The sequence below is a fragment of the Micromonospora chalcea genome (assembly GCF_028768405.1).
Classification (GTDB): Bacteria; Actinomycetota; Actinomycetes; order Mycobacteriales; family Micromonosporaceae; genus Micromonospora; species Micromonospora chalcea.
Map to the genome: position 1 here is coordinate 4,394,068 of NZ_CP118233.1, position 18,944 is coordinate 4,413,011.

General features: G+C 74.4%; 19 protein-coding genes. 6 read left to right on the forward strand and 13 right to left on the reverse strand.

Annotated features, from left to right (window positions below; all coding sequences use genetic code 11):
• Nucleotides 1-16: 16 nt before the first annotated feature.
• Together panC and PVK74_RS19435 are read right to left on the reverse strand one after the other, a co-directional pair.
• Nucleotides 17-859, reverse strand: coding sequence for a pantoate--beta-alanine ligase (gene panC / locus PVK74_RS19430; protein WP_069089316.1), 843 nt, complete (start codon nucleotides 857-859; stop codon nucleotides 17-19).
• Complete coding sequence (locus PVK74_RS19435) at nucleotides 859-1,788, reverse strand: Rossmann-like and DUF2520 domain-containing protein (RefSeq protein ID WP_274476965.1); 930 nt, start codon at nucleotides 1,786-1,788, stop codon at nucleotides 859-861. Before PVK74_RS19435 ends, panC begins: the two co-directional genes overlap by 1 nt.
• Nucleotides 1,789-1,980: 192 nt before the next feature.
• On the opposite strand from PVK74_RS19435, the gene PVK74_RS19440 reads away from it, so the two are divergent.
• Complete coding sequence (locus tag PVK74_RS19440; protein ID WP_274479291.1) at nucleotides 1,981-3,048, forward strand: SAM-dependent methyltransferase; 1,068 nt, start codon at nucleotides 1,981-1,983, stop codon at nucleotides 3,046-3,048.
• Nucleotides 3,045-4,214, forward strand: coding sequence for an NADH-quinone oxidoreductase subunit D (locus PVK74_RS19445; RefSeq protein ID WP_176722867.1), 1,170 nt, complete (start codon nucleotides 3,045-3,047; stop codon nucleotides 4,212-4,214). The genes PVK74_RS19440 and PVK74_RS19445 overlap by 4 nt, the downstream gene beginning before the upstream one ends.
• A gap of 10 nt (nucleotides 4,215-4,224) precedes the next feature.
• On the opposite strand, the gene PVK74_RS19450 is transcribed toward PVK74_RS19445, so the two are convergent.
• From PVK74_RS19450 to PVK74_RS19465, 4 genes are all read right to left on the reverse strand, one after another.
• Nucleotides 4,225-6,111 carry a hypothetical protein gene (locus PVK74_RS19450; protein ID WP_274476966.1) on the reverse strand — a complete coding sequence of 629 codons (1,887 nt, stop codon included), beginning with the start codon at nucleotides 6,109-6,111 and terminating at the stop codon, nucleotides 4,225-4,227.
• A gap of 133 nt (nucleotides 6,112-6,244) precedes the next feature.
• Nucleotides 6,245-7,249: a glycine betaine ABC transporter substrate-binding protein gene (locus PVK74_RS19455; RefSeq protein WP_043327905.1), complete on the reverse strand. Its 1,005-nt coding sequence runs from the start codon at nucleotides 7,247-7,249 to the stop codon at nucleotides 6,245-6,247.
• A 152-nt stretch (nucleotides 7,250-7,401) separates the two neighbouring features.
• A complete protein-coding gene (locus tag PVK74_RS19460) occupies nucleotides 7,402-8,124 on the reverse strand; it encodes an ABC transporter permease (RefSeq protein WP_051611574.1) in 723 nt (240 codons plus the stop codon).
• The gene (locus PVK74_RS19465) at nucleotides 8,121-8,810 is read right to left on the reverse strand and encodes an ABC transporter permease (RefSeq protein WP_043327903.1); all 690 of its coding nucleotides are present in this window, start codon (nucleotides 8,808-8,810) and stop codon (nucleotides 8,121-8,123) included. The genes PVK74_RS19460 and PVK74_RS19465 overlap by 4 nt, the downstream gene beginning before the upstream one ends.
• 2 nt (nucleotides 8,811-8,812) lie before the next feature.
• Between PVK74_RS19465 and PVK74_RS19470 the strand changes: the two genes are divergently transcribed.
• Entirely contained in the window at nucleotides 8,813-9,805 is a 993-nt protein-coding gene (locus PVK74_RS19470; RefSeq protein ID WP_069088243.1) for an ABC transporter ATP-binding protein, read from the forward strand.
• A gap of 2 nt (nucleotides 9,806-9,807) precedes the next feature.
• Here the strand turns inward: PVK74_RS19470 and PVK74_RS19475 are convergent, their stop codons facing one another.
• The 7 genes from PVK74_RS19475 to folP all read right to left on the reverse strand — a co-directional run bounded on the left by PVK74_RS19475 (nucleotide 9,808) and on the right by folP (nucleotide 14,465).
• On the reverse strand, nucleotides 9,808-10,299 hold the full coding sequence (locus tag PVK74_RS19475) for a hypothetical protein (protein ID WP_064446780.1): 492 nt from the start codon (nucleotides 10,297-10,299) through the stop codon (nucleotides 9,808-9,810).
• Between the two features lie 83 nt (nucleotides 10,300-10,382).
• Nucleotides 10,383-10,685 carry a hypothetical protein gene (locus PVK74_RS19480; protein WP_030502043.1) on the reverse strand — a complete coding sequence of 101 codons (303 nt, stop codon included), beginning with the start codon at nucleotides 10,683-10,685 and terminating at the stop codon, nucleotides 10,383-10,385.
• Between the two features lie 60 nt (nucleotides 10,686-10,745).
• Nucleotides 10,746-11,978 carry an ABC transporter permease gene (locus PVK74_RS19485; protein ID WP_043327900.1) on the reverse strand — a complete coding sequence of 411 codons (1,233 nt, stop codon included), beginning with the start codon at nucleotides 11,976-11,978 and terminating at the stop codon, nucleotides 10,746-10,748.
• Between the two features lie 115 nt (nucleotides 11,979-12,093).
• Nucleotides 12,094-12,582: a DUF3180 domain-containing protein gene (locus tag PVK74_RS19490; RefSeq protein ID WP_104114026.1), complete on the reverse strand. Its 489-nt coding sequence runs from the start codon at nucleotides 12,580-12,582 to the stop codon at nucleotides 12,094-12,096.
• A gap of 85 nt (nucleotides 12,583-12,667) precedes the next feature.
• The gene (gene folK, locus PVK74_RS19495) at nucleotides 12,668-13,195 is read right to left on the reverse strand and encodes a 2-amino-4-hydroxy-6-hydroxymethyldihydropteridine diphosphokinase (protein WP_043327898.1); all 528 of its coding nucleotides are present in this window, start codon (nucleotides 13,193-13,195) and stop codon (nucleotides 12,668-12,670) included.
• On the reverse strand, nucleotides 13,192-13,551 hold the full coding sequence (gene folB / locus PVK74_RS19500; protein ID WP_043327897.1) for a dihydroneopterin aldolase: 360 nt from the start codon (nucleotides 13,549-13,551) through the stop codon (nucleotides 13,192-13,194). Before folB ends, folK begins: the two co-directional genes overlap by 4 nt.
• Nucleotides 13,548-14,465 (reverse strand): dihydropteroate synthase, encoded by a 918-nt coding sequence (gene folP / locus PVK74_RS19505; RefSeq protein WP_274476967.1) that lies wholly within the window; start codon nucleotides 14,463-14,465, stop codon nucleotides 13,548-13,550. Before folP ends, folB begins: the two co-directional genes overlap by 4 nt.
• Before the next feature lie 359 nt (nucleotides 14,466-14,824).
• On the opposite strand from folP, the gene PVK74_RS19510 reads away from it, so the two are divergent.
• From PVK74_RS19510 to PVK74_RS19520, 3 genes are read left to right on the forward strand one after another with little or no spacing between them, the layout of a single operon-like run.
• The gene (locus PVK74_RS19510) at nucleotides 14,825-15,139 is read left to right on the forward strand and encodes a hypothetical protein (RefSeq protein ID WP_274476968.1); all 315 of its coding nucleotides are present in this window, start codon (nucleotides 14,825-14,827) and stop codon (nucleotides 15,137-15,139) included.
• Nucleotides 15,140-15,153: 14 nt separating this feature from the next.
• Complete coding sequence (locus PVK74_RS19515; protein ID WP_013288977.1) at nucleotides 15,154-15,516, forward strand: hypothetical protein; 363 nt, start codon at nucleotides 15,154-15,156, stop codon at nucleotides 15,514-15,516.
• A 49-nt stretch (nucleotides 15,517-15,565) separates the two neighbouring features.
• Nucleotides 15,566-18,943: an ATP-binding protein gene (locus PVK74_RS19520; protein ID WP_113973583.1), complete on the forward strand. Its 3,378-nt coding sequence runs from the start codon at nucleotides 15,566-15,568 to the stop codon at nucleotides 18,941-18,943.
• Nucleotide 18,944 lies beyond the last annotated feature (1 nt).

Genomic DNA, 18,944 nt, shown 5'->3' on the forward strand with positions numbered 1-18,944 from the left:
CGCATTCGTGGTGGGGTCAGGGACGCGGCGCGAGGTGGATCGCCGTGTTGTCGATCAGGCGGGTGGCGCCGACCCAGGCCGCGATCAGCAGCCGGGCCGGCCCGTCGACCGGGCCGGGTTCCAGCTCGGTGTCGGTGAGCACCAGGTAGTCGAGGCGGGCGGCCGGGTTGTCGAAGGCCCGGTGGGCGGCCGCGAGCACCGCGCCCGCGTCCTCGCCCCGCTCGGCCGCCGCCGCCCCGGCCCGCAGCGCTACGGACAGGCTCAGCGCCGCCTCCCGCTCCGCCGCCGACAGGTAACGGTTGCGGCTGGACAGGGCCAGGCCGTCCGGCTCGCGTACGGTCGGCACGCCGACGATCTCGGTCGGCACGTCGAGGTCGCGGACCATCCGGCGCACCAGGGTGAGCTGCTGGTAGTCCTTCTCGCCGAAGAAGGCCAGGTCGGGCTGCGTGAGCTGGAGCAGCTTCATGACCACCGTGAGCACGCCGTGGAAGAAGCCGGGACGGCTCAGACCCTCCAGGTCCTCGCCGAGCGGCCCCGGGTTCAGCCGTACCGTCGGCTGCCCCTCCGGGTACATCTCGGCCACCGGCGGCGCGAACACCGCGTCCACCCCCACCCGGCGGCAGATCTCCAGGTCCGTGTCGAGCGTGCGCGGGTAGCGGTCGAAGTCCTCGTTCGGGCCGAACTGCAGCGGGTTCACGAAGATCGTCACGATGACGTGGTCGGCCCGCTCGCGGGCGGCCCGCAGCAGCATCTCGTGCCCGGCGTGCAGCGCGCCCATGGTCATCACCACGCCGACCGTGCCGGTCATCGCCTCGCGGGCGGCCGCCAGCTCCTTGCGCGTGTGCAGCACCTCGGCCATCAGGCCGCCACCTCGATTCCGTCCAGCACGTCCCGTAGGGCGGCCGCGTCCGCCGGGCGCAGGCGGCCGACCGCGACGGCGCGGTCCGCCGTCCGTCGTGCCAACGCCAGATACGCGGGTACGGATTCCGGCGCGGTCCGCGCCAGCCGGTCCAGATGCCGGCGTACGGTGCCCGCGTCGCCCCGCGACACCGGGCCGGTCAGCGCGTCGTCGCCCAACCGCAGCGCGTTCTCCAGCGCGGCCCGCAGCAGCGGGGCGAGCACCTTCTCCGGCCGCTCCACGCCGGCGTCACGCAGCCGGTCCGACGCCTCGTTGACCAGCGTCACCAGGTGGTTCGCGCCGTGCGCGAGCGCCGCGTGGTAGAGCGGCCGGTCGGTCTCGCCGACCCACTCCGGCACACCGCCCAGGTAGGCCACCAGCCGGGCCGCGAACGCGCGCAGCTCGGCCGGGGCGGTCACGCCGTACGAGATGCCGGGCAGGCGGGACAGGTCATCCGGCGTACCGGTGAAGGTCATCGCCGGGTGCAGCGCGAGCGGCCGGGCGCCGGCCTCGGCGGCCGGGGCCAGCACGGCCAGCCCGTGCGCGCCGGACGTGTGCGCCACCACCTGGCCGGGGCGCAGCGCGCCGCTCGCGGCCAGGTCGGCGATCACGCCCGCGAGCGCGTCGTCGGGGACGGCGACGATCAGCAGGTCGGTGGCGGCACGCGCCACCTCGGACGCGGCGCGGTGCGGGGTCTCGGGCAGCAGCAGCGCCAGCCGGGCCCCTGTCGCGCCCGAGGCGCCGGACGCGGCGACCACGCGGTGGTCGGCGGCGGCGAGAGCCGCGCCCAGCGTGGCGCCGACCCGGCCGGCGCCCAGCACGCCGACGGCGAGGGTACGCGGGAAGACGAGCGGGGCAGCGGTGGCCCGGTGGCGCAGCGGTGCGCTCATGGCGGCGATCCAGTCCTCGAAGGGGGTACCGGTCGATGGCAAGTATGCGCCCGGGTGACAGACCGGAAACAAGAAGGTGTGAAAACCTTCACCGGCCGCCCGAAGAGGCCGCTGCGGTGGCGGGCAAACCGCACTTTCGGGTACGTCCCGTAGGGTCGGCGGGTGACCACCCCGCTGCGCTGGCGCGACGCGATGGAGCAGGCGTTGTACGGGCCGGACGGGTTCTTCGTCTCCGGCGCCGGCCCAGCCGCGCACTTCCGCACGAGCGTGCACGCCTCACCCGTCTTCGCCGCCTGCCTGCTGCGGCAACTCGAAGCGGTGGACGCGGCGCTGGGCCACCCGGACCGGCTGGACGTGGTGGACGTGGGCGCGGGCCGGGGCGAACTGCTCCGGGCCCTGCTGGCCCGGGCCGCACCCGAGCTGTCCGCCCGGATCCACCCGGTGGCAGTGGAACGAGCCACCCGCCCGCCGGACCTGCCCCCGCAGATCGACTGGCGAACCGACATCCCCGACGGCATCACCGGCCTGCTCCTGGCCACCGAATGGCTGGACAACGTCCCGGTGGACGTGGCGGTCCACACCCAGGCAGGCTGGCGCCTCCTCCTGGTGAACCCGAGAACCGGCGAGGAGACGCTGGGCCCGCCCCCGTCCGCCACCGAAACCACCTGGCTGACCCACTGGTGGCCCCCGGCCCTCCCGCGCAACGCCCCGTTGATCAAGGAGTTTGCGGACGTGGAGAGCTCGGATCAGGACACAAACTCCTTGATCAACGCCGTTGGTGGGGGCGGCAGCAGCGGTGGGCGGGCGGAGATCGGGGCGGGGCGGGATCTGGCCTGGGCGGGGGCCGTCGGGAAGGTGGCGCGGGGGCTGGCGCTTGCGGTGGACTACGGGCACCTGCGGGACTCGCGTCCCCTGGACGGGACGTTGACCGGGTATCGGGGTGGGCGGCAGGTGCCGCCGGTTCCGGACGGGTCGTGCGACGTGACGGCGCACGTCGCCCTGGACTCGGTCGCCTCCGCCGGTGAGCGGGTCGCGCGGTGCGCGTACTCAGTGGTCTCTCAGCGGGAGGCGTTGCGGGCGCTCGGGGCCGACGGCGGGCGACCGCCGCTGAGCCTGGCCTCCCGCGACCCGGCCGGCTACCTGCGGGCGCTCGCCGCGGCGTCGGCGGCGGCCGAGCTGACCGACCCGGCCGGGCTCGGCGGGCACCTGTGGCTGCGGCAGCCGGTCGGCGTCGCGCTCGACGCGGTCGTGGCACGATGACGGGCATGACCACGGACGCCGCCGACCTCCGCGAGCTCACAGTCGGCACCGGCGCGGGCGGTGAGCAGCTCGGCACCGACATGGTGCTCAACATCGGGCCGCAGCACCCCTCGACGCACGGCGTGCTGCGGCTGAAGCTGGTGCTCGACGGCGAGCGGGTGGTCGCCGCCGAACCGATCGTCGGCTACATGCACCGGGGAGCGGAGAAGCTCTTCGAGGTACGCGACTACCGGCAGATCATCGTGCTGGCGAACCGGCACGACTGGCTGTCGGCGTTCTCCAACGAGCTGGGCGTGGTGCTCGCGGTCGAGCGGCTGATGGGCATGGAGGTGCCGGAACGCGCCACCTGGCTGCGGATGGCGCTGGCCGAGCTGAACCGGGTGCTCAACCACCTGATGTTCCTCGGCTCGTACCCGCTGGAGATCGGCGCGATCACGCCGATGTTCTACGCGTTCCGGGAACGGGAGACCATCCAGGCGGTGATGGAGGAGGTCTCCGGCGGCCGGATCCACTACATGTTCAACCGGGTCGGCGGCCTGAAGGAGGAGGTGCCGTCCGGCTGGACCGGGCGCGCCCGCGCCGCCATCGCCGAGGTACGCCGCCGGATGCCCGACCTGGACAACCTGATCCGGCGCAACGACATCTTCCTGGCCCGTACCGTCGGGGTCGGCGTGCTCTCCGCCGCCGACGCCGCCGCGTTCGGCGCGTCCGGGCCGGTCGCCCGCGCCTCCGGGCTCGACCTCGACCTGCGTCGCGACGAGCCGTACCTGGCCTACGACCAGCTCGACGTGCCCGTGGTGACGAAGACCGCCGGGGACTGTCACGCCCGCTTCGAGGTGCTGCTCGACCAGGTGTACGTCTCGCTGGACCTCGCCGAGCAGTGCCTGGACCGGGTGGACCGGATCAGCGGCCCGGTGAACACCCGGCTGCCGAAGGTGCTGAAGGCGCCCGAGGGGCACACGTACGCCTGGACCGAGAACCCGCTCGGCATCAACGGCTACTACCTGGTGTCCCGGGGCGAGAAGACGCCGTGGCGGATGAAGCTGCGCACCGCCTCGTACGCGAACGTGCAGGCGCTGTCCTCGCTGCTGCCCGGCTGCCTGGTGCCCGACCTGATCGCCATCCTCGGCTCGATGTTCTTCGTGGTCGGCGACATCGACAAGTGATCGTGGGCGCTCAGCGCCAGCGGTCGGCGGTGTCCCGCTGCTGGCCGTGGGCGCCGCGCTCCGAGCCTCGCCATTCCGGTTCCGGCTGACGCCACTGCGGTTCCGGCTGACGCCACTCCGGCTCGGCCGGACGCCACTGGGACTCGCCCTGGCGCCACTCCGGCTCGGGCTGACGCCACTCCGGCTCGAACTCGCGGCGCTGCGAATCGGCCGGACGCCACTCCGGCTCCGGCGGACGCCACTGCGGTTCCGGCTGACGCCACTGCGGCTCGGGCTCGGGCTCGCGGCGCGCCGATTCGGGCTGACGCCACTCCGGGGGCGGCTGGCGCCACTCCGGCTGGCCGCTGCGCTGGGTCGGCGGCCGCCACTCGTCCGGCACCGGCACCCCGCCGGCCGGCAACGCCGGGTGGCCGTCACCCGGCCCACCCGCGTCCGCCCTGCCGCCGCGCACCGACGCCCATCGGTCCTCGATCCGGTACTCCGTGCCGGCGCTGTCGGCGTGCATCGCGGCCCGTCGCTCCCCGAGGCGGATCTCCCGGCCCGCGTCGTCGTCGCGGACCGCCGCCCAGCGGTTACTCGCACGCAGCTCGGACCAGTGGTCGCCGTCCGCCCGGTCCCGGCCTTCCCGCGCGTCCAGGGCCCCGGACGCGGCCGGTTCGCTGTGCCGGACGGCCGGTTCGCTGTGCCGCGCGGCGGGTTCGCTGTGCCGCGCGGCCGGTGGCCAGGCCGGAACGTCGGCCGCGCCGCCCGGCGCCCAGCCGGCCCGGTCGTCGCCCGACCACTGTCGCTGCTCCTGGGCCGCAGCCCGGCCCTGGTCGTCCGACCAACGGCCACCCACGGACCAGCCCTGCTCCCCGCCGACGCCCGCCCACGGATGCTCGGCGCCCACGCGTCCGGCGTCGGCAGGCGAGTGCCCGTCACCCGGCCCGAAGCCGTCGTCCCGCGCACTCCCGACCCGGCGGCCGTACCCGGAGCGCTCGCCACCCGCCGGAGCACCCCAGCCGCTGTCGTCCGTGCCGGTCCATCCCGCGTCGGCCCGGTCCTCGCGGCCCCGCTCACGCTGCCCCGCGCCCCGGTGATCGGCCGGGTCGCCGCCCCGGGAGCGGTCCTCGTCCGACCAGCCGCCGGGGAATCCGCCGTACCGGGAGCCGGTCGGCTCGGCGCCACCGCCGACGATGGTGTGCCGGGTGGTGACGTGCACGGTCTCGGTGTGGTGGACCACGCCCACCGGGCGGGACTCCGGCCGGGCGGCCGGTTCGGACACGCGCGCCGACCCGTACACGCCGCTCCCGGGCCGGTCCGGCGGGCGTACCGCCGCCCGCGCCGGCTCGGCGTCGTGGCGGCCCGCCCGCGGCGGTTCGCCGTCGGGCTCGCCGCCGTAGCGGCCACCGGAGTACGCCGGACGAGCCGGTTCGTCCTCGTCGCGACCGGCCGGGTGACCCCGATCCGCCTCGTACGCCCCGGCGGCCGGCACCCGGGCCGCGCCGCTCGGGCGATCCTGGGCGGGCGCGGAGGCCAGCCCGGCGGCGGCCGCGTCGAGCCGATGCCGCACCGCCCCGGCCGCCTCCTCCGCCCGGCGTGCCTGGTCCAGCGCCTGGTTGCCGCGTTGAGCGGCGGCCACTATCTCGGCCCGCAGCTCCCGCCGGAGCTGCTCCAGCTCCTCGCGCAACTCCTCGGACGCCGCGCCGCCCGAACCGCCCTCCGGCCGCAGCGCGATGGACAGGCCGATCAGCACGACGGCGAGGATCGCCAGGACCGCGCCGAACCGGAGCGAGCCGTTGCCGTCGGCGATCAGCAGGATGAGCGCGGCCAGCGGCGCCAGCCCCACACCGGCCCAGAACAGGACTGTCAGCGGGGTGGGGTTGCGCTTGTCGGCAGGAGCGACCGAGGCGGGCATGGCTGAGCACAGTACCGAGAGTTCCACCTGAGGGGAACGGGTCGGCGTGACTCGATGTGCGGGCCTGCTGAGCAGGCAACCGCCCGGGGTGCGCGGCCGGTCGGCGCGAGTGGCGCCGGCCGGCCGCGGCGCGTCAGCTCGTGGCCAGCGCGGCGTCGGAGGAGAAGACCAGGCCGACGCTCGCGGCGCCGGTCTTCAGCGCGTTCTTGGTCTGCGGGCCGCCCGCGTCCAGCGAACTGAACGAGCCCGCCTTGAAGTCGTAGACCTCGACCAGACCGGCCTGGCACTTCGGCCGCTGCGGGCACTCCGGCGGACCGGCGAGCACGGTGGCCTGCCCGGAGCACTTCGCGGCCAGCTCGGAGAGCGTGGACACGCCGTACTTGTCGGCGAACGCCTTGGTCACCGCGAACGCGTTCTGGTCCTGCGCCTGGGACGGCTGGCCGAACACCAGGCCGGCCTTGTCGCCCTCGGTCTTCAGCGCGGCGACCGTCTTGTCCAGCTCCGGTGAGGAGACGGGCTGGGCGTCCTTGCCGTTGGCCTTGGTGTTGAGGAACTCCGCCATGGTGGCGGCGTACTCCGGGACGACCTGGATCTGCCCCTTCTCCAGAGCCGGGCCGTACAGCTCCCGGTTGCCGATCGTCTGCACCTTGACCTGGTAGCCCGCCGCCTCCAGCGCGATCTTGTAGAGCTCGGCGATGGTCTGGCTCTCGCTGAAGTTGCCGGCGCCGACGGTGATCTGGCCGCCCGGGCCCTTCTCGATCCCGTCGGTCACGCCGTTGGCGGACGCGAACTCCTTCGCCGCCGCCTGCGGCGTCTTGCGGTCGACGTCGACCGCCCGGTTGAGCTGGATCAGCTTCGGGGTGTCGAGCTTCGCGGAGACCTTGTCCAGCGCGGCGACGAGCTGCGGCGTGGCCGCCTTCGCGTTGATCGCGGGAATGACGTTGTCGGTGTTCTGGAGCTTCTTGTCGTCGGTCAGGACGACGAGCTGGTCGCCCGCCACCGGGGCACAGCCGGCCCCCGAGGCGCCCTGCTCGGGCGCGTCGGTGCCGGACGAGCCGGCGTCGCCGCAGCCGGTGAGGAGAGCGGCCGCGGTGAGTGCGCCGAACGCCCCCGCGACCAGTCGTGTACGCGCACGCATGAGTGCCCGCCTTCCGTGTCCCGGCGCGACCCGTCGGGCCGGCCGCGTGTCCGACGGGCGAACCGGACGGCCACCCGCGACTCCAGCCAATATCCTCCGGACCCGACCGACAAACTCGGAGCGGTTTTCGTCACCCGATCGTCACCGGCGGCTCAACTTCCGGCCGTCGCAGCCGTCGCGCGGCGGTTCGCCCGGCGGCGGACCGGGCGCAGCGGACGCGGCGTGACGAGCCGCTCCACGATCGCGAGCAGCCCCTCGACGAGCAGCGCCAGCCCGGCGACCAGCACCCCGCCGGCGATGATCTGGCCGCCGCCGGCGGCGATGTCGAGCCCGAAGCCGGCGCGGATGATCTGGCCCAGCCCGCCGCCGTTGACGAACGAGGCCAGCGCGGCAGTGGCCACCACCTGCACGGCCGCGGTACGGAAACCGGCCGCCAGGTAGGGCACGGCAAGCGGCAGCTCCACCCGGCGCAGCACCTGCCCGCCGGACAGCCCCATCCCATGTGCCGCGTCCCGCGCCTCCGGGTCGGCCTGCCGCACCCCGGTGTACGCGTTCGCCAGCAGCGGCGGCACCGCGAAGACCGCGAGCGCCACCACCACCGCCGGCCGGCCGAAGCCGAGGAAGGTCAGCGGGAGGATGGTCAGCAGGGCCAGGGTCGGGATCGCCAGCGTGACGTTGGAGACCAGCAGCACCAGCCCGCCGCCCCGGCCGCTGTGCCCGAGCCAGAGGCCGATCGGCCAGGCCACCAGGCATCCGAGCAGCACCGCCAGGGCGGACATGCTCAGGTGCTCGCCGAGGCGGTCCAGCACGCCGCCGGGATTGGTCCAGTTCAGCGGGTCGTTCAGCCAGACGACCGCCTGCTCGACGGGGTTCACCGGGCGGACCTCCCGCGCAGCCACGGGGTGAGCAGGCGGCCCACGCCGGCCAGCACAAGGTCCAGCACCAGCGCCAGCAGCACGCACAGCACCGTGCCGGTCATGATCTGTGCCTTGTAGAAGTTGTTCTGGAAGCCGGCGAAGATGAGCTGGCCGAGCCCGCCCCGGCCGACCACCACACCCACCGTGACCAGCGCGACAGTCGACACCGTCGCCAGCCGTACGCCGGTGAGGATGCCGGGCAGCGCCAGCGGCAGCTCGATCCGGAACAGCCGCCCCCACCGGCCGTACCCCATGCCCTCGGCGGCCTCCCGCACCTCCGGCGGCACCTGGTTCAGCCCGGCCAGCGCGTTGCGCACGATGACCAGCAGCGCGTACAGCGCCACCACGGTGAGCACGGTGATCGCGCCGATGCCCAGGTAGGGCGCGAGGAAGGCGAACAGCGCCAGCGACGGGACGGTGTAGAGCACCCCGGTCAGCGCAAGGATGGAGGCCGACAACGACCGGAACCAGTACGCGAGCACCGCGAGCGGCAGCGCCACCAGCGCGGCGATCACCACGGCCCGGGCGGTCAGCCAGGTGTGCTCACGCAGCGCGGCCAGGATCGTGTCAGAGTTGTCCCGCACGTACTGCCAGGAGAACCACGGATTACCCGGGTCGGCCCGGTAGCTCAGGTGGAGGGACACAGGTGGACGGTACCCCGGGGGACGCTGCCGGACACGGCGCGGCGTCGATCACGCTGGAACGCATCCGCAAGCGCTACCCGGACGGCACCGAGGCGGTACGCGAGCTGAGCCTGCAGGTCGGCGCCGGTGAGCTGGTGGTCCTGATCGGCCCGTCCGGCTGCGGCAAGTCGACGGTGCTGCGGATGATCAACCGGCTGATCGAGCCGACCGGCGGGCGGATCCTGCTCGGCGACGACGACGTCACCCGGGTCGACCCGGTGGCGCTGCGCCGCCGCATCGGGTACGTCATCCAGAACGTCGGCCTCTTCCCGCACCAGACCGTCGCGGCGAACGTGGCGACAGTGCCGGGACTGCTGGGCTGGCCGAAGCAGCGCACCCGCGCCCGCGTCGGCGAGTTGCTGGAGCTGGTCGGCCTCGACCCGGCCCAGTTCGGCCGGCGGTACCCGCACGAGCTGTCCGGCGGGCAGCGGCAGCGGGTCGGGGTGGCCCGGGCGCTCGCCGCCGACCCGGTGGTGCTGCTGATGGACGAGCCGTTCTCCGCGGTGGACCCGATCGTCCGGACCCGCCTGCAGGAGGAGTTCCTGCGCCTGCAGGCCGAGGTACGCAAGACGATCGTGCTGGTCACGCACGACCTCGACGAGGCGGTCCGGCTCGGCGACCGGATCGCGGTGCTCTCCGAGGGCGGCCGGCTGGAGCAGTACGACACGCCCGCCGCGCTGCTCGGGTCACCCGCCTCGGACTTCGTCCGCGAGTTCGTCGGCGCCGACCGGGGCATCCGGCGCCTCGCGGTGACCCCGGTGACCCGCGCGGTCCTCGACCCGCTCCCGGCCGACGGGGGCGCCGGCCTGCCCAATGTGGCGCTCGGCGACTCGGCGTACGACGCGCTCGGCGCGCTGCTCACCTCCGGCGCGGAGCACGCCGTGGTGACCGAGGAGGGCCGGGCGGTGGGCCTGCTCGCCCGTACCCGGGTGCTGGCGCTCGGCGCTGTGGACTGAGCTCAGGCCCGGCCGCCCAGGCTGGCCAGCCCGACGATCCAGCCGGCGAAGAAGCCGTACGTGACGCCGGTGCTGGCGGACTGGAACGCGGCGAACAGCGAGCCGTGCGGGCCGAGGAGCGTGGCGAGCAGGGCGCTGAGCCCGGCGGCGAGCACGTACGCGCCCCAGCCGGAGAGGAACTGGCTGCCCGAGGACGCCACCCGGTCGACCTGCGGGCCGGGCAGCAGGTAGAGCAGCGCAGCGGCCAGCACGATCAGCAGGATCGCGCGCAGGTTGGTGGCGAACACGCCCTCGTCGGCGTGCCACCGCCAGGACGGCCAGGCCAGCAGCCGCAGGAACCAGCCCCCCGCCCCGGTCGGGTCGGTGGCGCGCTGCGCCCAGTCCACGTACATCGGACTGCCGCCGACGGCGACCAGCAGGAACGCGGCGAGGGTGCCGGTGCCGGCGGCCGTGCCGTACCGGGAGACGGCGCGGGGGCGGTTGCTCAGAGCCATGCGACGGTCAGTTCCCGGCCGGTCGCGCCGGGCAAACCTGCGCAACCGTCCGGCCGTCGCCGGCCGGCGGGTCGTCATCGACGTCAGTGCTTCATCAGGTAGTCGATGAAGGCGGCGCGCAGCAACGGCGCGGACTCCTCGTAGCCGTGCCCGGTCAGCTCGCGCCAGAGCGCGTTCGCCTCGTCGATGGTCGGGCCGATCGAGTTCGGCGCGCCGTCCAGCGCGGCGGCCTCGTCGGCGTTGGGCAGGTGCCGCAGGACCGACCAGAAGAAGCCCACGTCGCGACGCTCGCGGGCCAGGTTGAACGCCTGCTCGCGCAACTCCTCGGTGGAGAGCTTGTCGAGCTCGTCGAAGGTGCGGCCGCCGGGGGCAGGAGTCTCGCTCATGCCGCCGAGCCTAACCGGCGAGATCAGCTCCGGCGCGCCGGACGCACGGCCACGGTCGGGTCAGCGTTCGTCGGCGTCCCAGCGCCGGGGCTCGCTCTCCCAGCGCGGGGCCTCCCACGCCTCCACCGGGGTGTCGTTCTGGCGTACCGGCAGCACCGACGGCCAGGTGTCGGCCGGCTCGGGCGCCGGGGTCATCCCCCAACCGCCGCTCGTCGCGCCGTCCCGCAGCGGGCGGACCGGAACCGGTCCCACAGTCGCCGGCGGCGCCGGGCGGGGCCGGCCGAACGTCTCCACCAGCCGGGTGACGAGCAGCCCCGCGCCGAGCGTGGCGCCGCCCAGCGCCCACCGGCCGACCGACCAGCCCTGCGGCACGGTCCAGGCCAGGAACACCACCACCAGGCATACCGCGAGCAGGGTGCCGAAGATGCCGCCGCGACGGCCGTACGCGCTGGTGCCGCCGAGCATCACCGTTCCGACCGCCAGCACGGTCCAGTCCAGGCCGGTGCCGGGCGCGACGGCGCCGTCCCCGTTCGCGGCGATCAGCACGCCGCCGAGCGCCGCCAGCACGGTGGACGCGACCAGCGCCAGCGCGGTCACCGTGGCGGCCACCGCGCCGCGCCGCCGGGCCGGGTCGGCGACCGGCCGGAACCGGCCGATCAGCCGGCGCACCGGCATCATCGCGGCGAACAGGCCACCGAGGACGGCCACCGCGGCGAAGCCCACGAAGAGGTACAGCGCGTTGCGGCGCGGGTCGTAGTCACTCTGCACCGCGACCGGCACGCTCCGGCGCTCCAGATAGACGATCACGCCGGCCGCCCCGGCCAGGCTCGCCGCCCAGCCGGGCACGTGCAGCACCACCACGGCCAGCGCGAGCGCCAGCCCGGCCGCCGCCGCCACCGCGAGCGCCGGCAGCAGCGCCTCCCGCATGCCGCGGTCGCCCTGCTCGGCGAAGTGCAGCGCGGCGGCCAGCGCGACCGGGCCGACCGCCAGGTTCACCGCGCCGGCCCGCAGGCTCAGGCCGGCGGCCAGGGTGAGCAGGCCGAGCGCGGCCACGTCGACGAGCAGCGTCTTCAGGGAGCCGCCGCGCAGCGCGTCCGCGTTCTCCCGCCAGAGCAGCCAGGTCACCGCGACCAGCGCGGCGAGCAGCACGAACTCCCAGAGCACGTGCACCGCGATGCGGTCCCGGCCGGGCTCGCCGTGCGCCGGGTCGTCGAAGACGTGCTCCAGTACGGCGGCGGGCACGCCGGACGATGTCTCCGGCGGCGCTGTCCGACCCGCGTCGTCGTACGCCATAGACCCGCGCCTCCCAGGTGGCCGCGTCCGGCCCACGGGCGGGCGGACCGTGGCGGCCGTCGCTCTCCGGTCGCCAGGGACGGTACCGCCGGGCCGGGGTGTGGGGAACCCCGGATCAGAGACGCCCGCGCGGCGTCTCGCGGTCGCCCGGCTCGCGGTCCTCGTCGTCCTCCTGCTCCGGCACCCGGCAGGAGCGTTCCAGCCAGAGCGCGGCGGCGACGAGCGCGAGCGACGCGATCAGACCGCCGAGCGCGGCGGGCCGGTCGCCCTGGGCGGCATTGGTCCGTTCCACGAAGAGCCAGCCGGTCAGGCCGGCGTAGAAGCCGGCGAAGATGGCACCGGCCAGCGCGGACGCCTTGGCCAGCACCACGAACCGGGCGACCAGCAGTGGGTTCACCGGCTCGCGGCCGGGCCGCCGCTCGATCCGGCTGCGGGTGTTCACCGCCGCGTAGCCCTCCAGCACGGCCAGGCCGGCCAGCGTGATCACCGGCAGCCAGGGCAGGTCGGGCGCGAAGTCGTAGTAGAAGCCGCTGATCAGCAGCCAGGCCACCGCGGCGGCGGCCAGGCCGGCCACCACGAGCGTGGAGGCCCGGGTCGGCCCCATCCGGAAGCGGTCGGGCCCCTGCGGGGAGCGGTCGGTGCTCACCGCGCCTCCTCAGCTCGCCACTGCCGGGCCACGCTCCTGCGGGTCATGTGTCCGACTCTAGCGTCAGATCGGGTCGTGGGCTCAGTTCCAGGGCGTCACCGGCCAGCGGCTCGGCGTTGAGCAGATCGGTCAGCCAGCCGTGACCGGGCAGCCGGCCGTGCGGCTCGACGTCGATCCACGGGCGCAGCACGAACGCGCGCAGGTGGGCCCGGGGATGCGGCACCGTCAGCTCGGGGTCGTCGCGGAGCACCGGCTGGCCGGCGTCGTCCCAGACCGCGATCACGTCCACGTCGAGCGTGCGCGGCCCGTACCGCCGCTCCGGGTCGCGGGCCCGCCCGGCCGCCGCCTCCGCGGCCCGGGCGCGGGCCAGCCAGTCCTCCGGCGTCGCCGCCGGGTCCGCGACCATCACCACCGCGTTCAGGTACGCGGGCTGGTCCGCGTCCCCCCACGGTGGAGTCTCGTAGACACCGGAGACCAGCAGGACCCGGTCGCCGAGCGCGGCCACCGCGCCGCGCAGGTGGCCGAGGCGGTCGCCCAGGTTGCTGCCGATCGACAGCACGGCCCGGGTCACCGGGTACGCCTCATCGTGACGGCGACGTCCCGGAACGCGTGCGGGATCGGTGCCTCCGGCTTGTGCACGGTCACCGTCGCCGCGGCGACCAGCGGCTCGGCCAGGCAGACCGCGAGCAGCCGGTCGGCGAGTGTCTCGATGAGGTTCACCGGTTCGCCGGTGATCACCGCGACCAGCCGTTCGGCGAGTTCCCCGTAGTGCACGGTGTCGGTCACCTCGTCGGAGCGGGCGGCCGGGCCCAGGTCCAGTTCGAGCACCGCGTCGACCACGAACTCCTGCCCCTGGGCGCGCTCGAAGTCGTAGACGCCGTGCCGGCCGTGCGCGCGCAGGCCGGTCAGCTCGATCCGGTCGGTCACCTGTCGCCTCCACTCGCGCCGGTGGTCGCTTCCGCCGCCCTCGGCGGCGCGGTCGCGGGCCGCCTGCCGGTCGCGGTGGCGAGACGGGGGCTGCCGGTGGCCTGCCAGACGGCGAGCGCGTCGGCGGTGCCGCGGACATCGTGCACGCGTACCCCCCAGGCGCCGGCCGCGACGGCGAGCACGCTCGTCGCGACGGTCGCGGCCTCCCGCCCGGCGGTGGGCCGCGGCTCGCCCGCCGCGTCGGCGAGCAACCGGCCCAGGTAGGACTTGCGGCTGGCCCCGAAGAGCACCGGAAAGCCCAGGTCGACCAGCTCGGGCAGGCGGGTGCTGAGCGCCCAGTTGTGCGCGGCGGTCTTCGCGAAGCCCAGACCCGGGTCGACGACGATCCGGTCGGCGGCCACCCCGGCGGCGAGCGCGGCGTCGACCCGCCGGCTCAGCTCGTCCCGGACCTCGGTCACCACGTCGGTGTACGTGGCCAGCTCGCGCATCTCCCGCGAGTGCCCCCGCCAGTGCATGAGCACCCACGGACAGCCGGCGTCGCGGACCACCCGGGCCATGTCCGGGTCGGCGAGGCCGCCGGAGACGTCGTTCACCAGGTACGCGCCGGCGGCGAGGACCGCCTCGGCGACCCGGGCCCGGCTGGTGTCGATGCTGACGACGATGCCGGCGGCGCTCAGCTCACGGACCACCGGCAGCACCCGGGCGGTCTCCGTCTCCGCGTCGACCCGCTCGGCGCCGGGCCGGGTGGACTCGCCGCCCACGTCGATCAGGTCGGCGCCGTCGGCGCGAAGTCGCACCCCGTGTGCGACTGCCGCGTCCAGATCGGCGTATCTGCCGCCGTCGGAGAAGGAGTCGGGCGTGACGTTGAGGACGCCCATCACCACCGGGGTCTCCGCCCGTACCAGATCGGTCACGGAGCCGACAGTACCGCTCGCGGGCGGGGCTTCCGGCGACCGGGCGAGCCGCCGACGCAGCAGCCCTGACATGCGGATTGGAACAGGTGTACGATCGGTCTTCCGGGCGATTCACGGTCGACTCTTCGCGGCTTGTCGCAAAGGTGGCCGGGCCGTACGCTTTGGAATTGCCCAGCATCGAGATGGCGAAGCCTGGAGGGAGGGCCGAAGCGGGAAGAATCCGCCCAAAACTCACCACCCAGCGTGGTGGGTCACGGACACAGCGTTGACCACTTCCGTGTCCGCCGAGCACCATCCCGCCAGGCTTGCCTACTTGCACCAACGCGGCACCGCCGGCCGCGACCTTGGGGAGGTTTCCAGTGATCGCCATCGAGCTCATGGCAGCGGCGTCGAGCGCCGTCGACCACGCGCTCCACACCCTGGCGTCGACTCCACTCGCCGAGCCGGCTCCGAAGGGCATCGACACCGACAACGTCATCACCTTCTTCGCCAGCAAGATCGCACCGATCCTGCTCGCCGTCCTCGGGGTGATCTTCATCGGCCGGGCCAGCCGGGGTGAGATCTCCAAGGTGCTGACCAGCTCGGCCATCGCCATCATCGGCCTGGCCTTCATCGCCGGCGCCGCCACACTCTTCTTCGTCGGCGACTACCTGATCAACCTGATCTTCGAGTAGGACGCTGGGCGACGATGCGGCTGCGCACCGACGACGACATCTACCGGGCACGCCTCGTCTACCTGGGGCCGCCCGGGTACACCCTTCCCGTTCACCTGCCGTACGCCCAGTACGGCCTGTTCATGCTGCTCGTACCCCTCTACATGTTCATCCACTGGCTGTTCACGCTCCAGGTCGAGCTCTTCCCCGCCTGGGAGATCTCGCTGGCGATCGTGACGACCTCGTTCATCTTCCGGTACGTCGACCCGGACCGGCCCGCGCGCATGGTGATCCGGACCGCGCTGACCGACTGGCGACGCACCCGGGAACCGGCCACCGAGCAGCGGGATCCGCGGCTCGTCGCGAGCCGGATCAGGATCCGGGAGGAACTGGCATGACCGGGCGTACGACAACCGTGCAGACGAACGACGCGGGTGAGGCGGTCGCATGAGTCGCTCTTCCACGCCGGGTTCCCCGGCCGGGCGTCCGGCCGGGCCGAATGGTAACCGTCAGCGATCGTTCGACTACCCACCGGACGAGGATCTGGACGAGGTCGTCCTGGACGGCGCGCTCGTCACCAGCCCGGGACACAGCCGGGTCGGTGTCTTCCAACCGCCGCGACCGATCACGCCCCGCGAGCCGGTACGCCCCGACGGCGACATCGACTCGCCCTTCCTCGACCTCTTCGGCGGCGCGCAGCCCCGGGTCCGGCGACCCGCCCCCACCCCGCCCCCGCCGGTCGAGCCGGTGGTGGCGCCGCCCCGCCGCGGCGTCGGCCGTGAGCCCCTGCCGATCCCGCACCAGCACGCCGCGCCGGTCGAGCCCGCGCCGCGGGCCGAGCCGGAACCCCCGGCCCGCGAGCAGACCCCTGGGGTACGCGCGGTCGGCCGCCCCCGGCCCGAGCCCGCACGCGCCGCACCGCTGCCGGTCGAGCCGGCCCTGCCCGACCCGCCGGCCGCGCTCGCCTCGCCCCCGCCGTCCCGGAGCCGGGTGCCGCAGCAGGCCGGCGACCGGTTGCCCGCGCTCCGGCCCCCGGCCGAGCCGGAGCCGGCACTCCCACCGCCCCCACAGATCGCCGCGCCCGGACCCGCGCCCGCCGAGTACCGGGAACCGGATCTCGCGCCGGCGGAACCGCTCGCGACCGGCGCCGCGCCGTCGCGGGAGGTCGGCCGTCCGGCGCACCGCGAGGTCGCGCCGCCCCGGCAGCGCACGCCGGAACGCCGCAACCGGCCGACCAAGCCGGTCCGGGTCCGCGCCCCGAAGATCAAGTTCGGTGACCGGGACCCGTCGGTCGAGCTGGCCATCACCGAGATCGCCGGCCACCTCACCTTCACCCCCAACACCGTCACCGCCTGGTACTGGCTGCCCGAGGTGCGGTGGGCGTTCCGGCCCGATGCCGAACGCGAGGCACTGCTCTCGGCGATCTCCGAGCAGTACGCCGGACTCGCCGGGTTCCGGCTGCACCTGCGCCGCACCACCCGGCCCTTCCCGGCCGACGAGTGGGCCCGCACCATCGACGCGCACACCGCCGCCCCGCTGCCCGACGTACCGGGCACCACCGGCTGGGCCGACCACCTGGTCGCCGCCCAGCGGCACCTGATGGCGGTCAACCACGCCGAGGGCCAGACCTACCTCGGCGTCACGTTCGCCCGCCGGTCGCTCGGCGACTCGCTCACCGAACGTCTGCTCCGCACGTTCGGCCGGGGCACCGCCGACGGCGAGCGGCGCCGGCTGAGCCGTACCGTCGAGCAGTTCGACGAGGTCCTCGGCGCGTTCGGCATGCGCGGGCGGCGGGTCACCGCGCCCGAACTGGAATGGCTGCTCTACCGGTCGGTGGCGCTGTGCATGGCGCCGCCCGGCGTCCTGTCCCCGATCACCAACGGCCGGTGGGAACGCGGCGACCTGCTGGCCCTCACCGAGCAGGTGGAGCGCTACCGCACCCCGTACGGCTCGACGGTGAAGCTGGTCAACCGGATGACCGGCGAGGAACGCCACGTCGCGGTGCTCGCGGTCGGCCGGATGGAGCCGCTGGAGATCCCCGAGCGGCACGAGCCCTGGCTGCACTTCCACGAGCGGCTGCCCTGGCCGATGGAGCTGTCCACCCGGGTCGACATCCTCGGCCCCAACGACTCGTTCCGGAACCTCGAACACCGGCTGCGGATGATCCGCTCCCAGCAGCTCGACTACGCCGAGCACGGCATCGACGCGCCGCCCGAGCTGGAACGCCTGGCCAAGCGCGCGCTGGTGATCGGCGACGAGATGACCACCGGCCTGCCCGTCGACTCGGCCCGGGCACACGGCTGGCACCGCATCGCGGTCGGCGGCCGTACCCGGGAGGAGTGCCTGGAGCGGGCCCGGCGGCTCATCCAGCTCTACTCCCGTGAGCTGCGGATCTCGCTCCAGCACCCGAAGAACCAGGACTGGCTGGCCCGCGAGTTCATCCCCGGCGAGCCGATCGCCAACACCGGCTACGTCCGGCGGATGCCGGTCAACCTGCTCGCCGCCGCGCTGCCGCAGGCAGCGTCCACAGTCGGCGACCGGCGCGGCGACCTGATCGGGCGTACCGCCGGCACCTGCCGCCGTCCGGTCTTCCTCGACCTGCACTTCCCGATGGAGGTACGCGAACGCTCCGGCCTCGCCGTCTTCGTCGCCGAACCCGGTGGTGGCAAGTCGACGCTGCTCGGCGCGCTCGGCTACCTGGCAGCGCGCCGTGGCGCGCAGGTGACGCTGCTCGACCCGTCCGGCCCGCTGGCCCGGCTCTGCGCCATGCCCGAGCTCGCCCCGTACTCCCGGGTGCTCAACCTGACCGGCTCGGAGCAGGGCACGCTGGCGCCGTACGCGCTGATCCCGACGCCGCTGCGCACCGAGTTCGGCGCCGGGGCGGCCGGTGACCGCGAGTTCGAGATCGCCGTGTCGAACGCCCGCGCCGAGCGCCGGATGCTCGTGCAGGACATCTGCATGATGCTGGTGCCGCCGCAGGTGGCCCGGGAGGCGTCCACCGCCACGCTGTTCCGGCACGCCGTACGCCAGGTTCCCGCGGAGGAGACCTCCACGCTCGACGACGTGGTGACCTGCCTGCAAGGGCTCGACGACGACGCCGGGCGCGAGCTGGCCCACCTGCTGCTCGACACCGCCGAGATGCCGCTGGCCATGCTCTTCTTCGGCCGGCCACCGGAAGGGCTGCTCGGCGCCGACGCCGCGCTCACCGTCATCACCATGGCCGGCCTGCGGCTCCCCGACCTCAAGATCGAGCGCGAGTACTGGTCGGCCGAGGAGGCGCTCGCGCTGCCGATGCTGCACACCGCGCACCGGCTGGCCGTACGCCGCTGCTACGGCGGCTCGATGTCCTCCCGGAAACTGGTCGGCCTCGACGAGGCCCACTTCATGGAGGGCTGGCGCTCCGGCCGGTCGTTCCTGGTCCGGCTCGCCCGCGACTCCCGCAAGTGGAACCTCGCCGCGCTCGTCGCCTCGCAGAACCCGAAGGACATCCTCGGCCTCGACGTGCAGAACCTCGTCTCCACCGTCTTCGTCGGCCGGATCGCCGAGGACAGCGAGATCGCCTCCGAGGCGCTGCGCCTGCTGCGGGTGCCCGTCGACGACGGTTACGAGGCCACACTCGCCTCGCTCTCCCAGGCGGACAGCGGATCGGCCAACCGGCTCGGCTTCCGCGAGTTCGTCATGCGCGACGTCGACGGGCGCGTGCAGAAGGTCCGGGTCGACGTGTCGTACGTCGACGGGCTGCTGGAGCACCTGGACACCACCCCCGCCGCGGTCGCCCAGGCCGCCGGGATACTGCCGACCGTCCTGGCTGACCTGGAGGCGTGAC

What these genes read in the sequence shown, in the direction of transcription:
- PVK74_RS19480 (WP_030502043.1), bottom strand. Translation starts at nt 10,685, where the DNA reads ATGAGCGAGACTCCTGCCCCCGGCGGCCGCACCTTCGACGAGCTCGAC.
- PVK74_RS19455 (WP_043327905.1), bottom strand. Translation starts at nt 7,249, where the DNA reads ATGCGTGCGCGTACACGACTGGTCGCGGGGGCGTTCGGCGCACTCACC.
- PVK74_RS19475 (WP_064446780.1), bottom strand. Translation starts at nt 10,299, where the DNA reads ATGGCTCTGAGCAACCGCCCCCGCGCCGTCTCCCGGTACGGCACGGCC.
- panC (WP_069089316.1), bottom strand. Translation starts at nt 859, where the DNA reads ATGGCCGAGGTGCTGCACACGCGCAAGGAGCTGGCGGCCGCCCGCGAG.
- PVK74_RS19490 (WP_104114026.1), bottom strand. Translation starts at nt 12,582, where the DNA reads ATGGGGCCGACCCGGGCCTCCACGCTCGTGGTGGCCGGCCTGGCCGCC.
- PVK74_RS19520 (WP_113973583.1), top strand. Translation starts at nt 15,566, where the DNA reads ATGAGTCGCTCTTCCACGCCGGGTTCCCCGGCCGGGCGTCCGGCCGGG.
- PVK74_RS19445 (WP_176722867.1), top strand. Translation starts at nt 3,045, where the DNA reads ATGACGGGCATGACCACGGACGCCGCCGACCTCCGCGAGCTCACAGTC.
- PVK74_RS19450 (WP_274476966.1), bottom strand. Translation starts at nt 6,111, where the DNA reads ATGCCCGCCTCGGTCGCTCCTGCCGACAAGCGCAACCCCACCCCGCTG.
- PVK74_RS19485 (WP_043327900.1), bottom strand. Translation starts at nt 11,978, where the DNA reads ATGGCGTACGACGACGCGGGTCGGACAGCGCCGCCGGAGACATCGTCC.
- PVK74_RS19515 (WP_013288977.1), top strand. Translation starts at nt 15,154, where the DNA reads ATGCGGCTGCGCACCGACGACGACATCTACCGGGCACGCCTCGTCTAC.
- PVK74_RS19435 (WP_274476965.1), bottom strand. Translation starts at nt 1,788, where the DNA reads ATGAGCGCACCGCTGCGCCACCGGGCCACCGCTGCCCCGCTCGTCTTC.
- PVK74_RS19440 (WP_274479291.1), top strand. Translation starts at nt 1,981, where the DNA reads ATGGAGCAGGCGTTGTACGGGCCGGACGGGTTCTTCGTCTCCGGCGCC.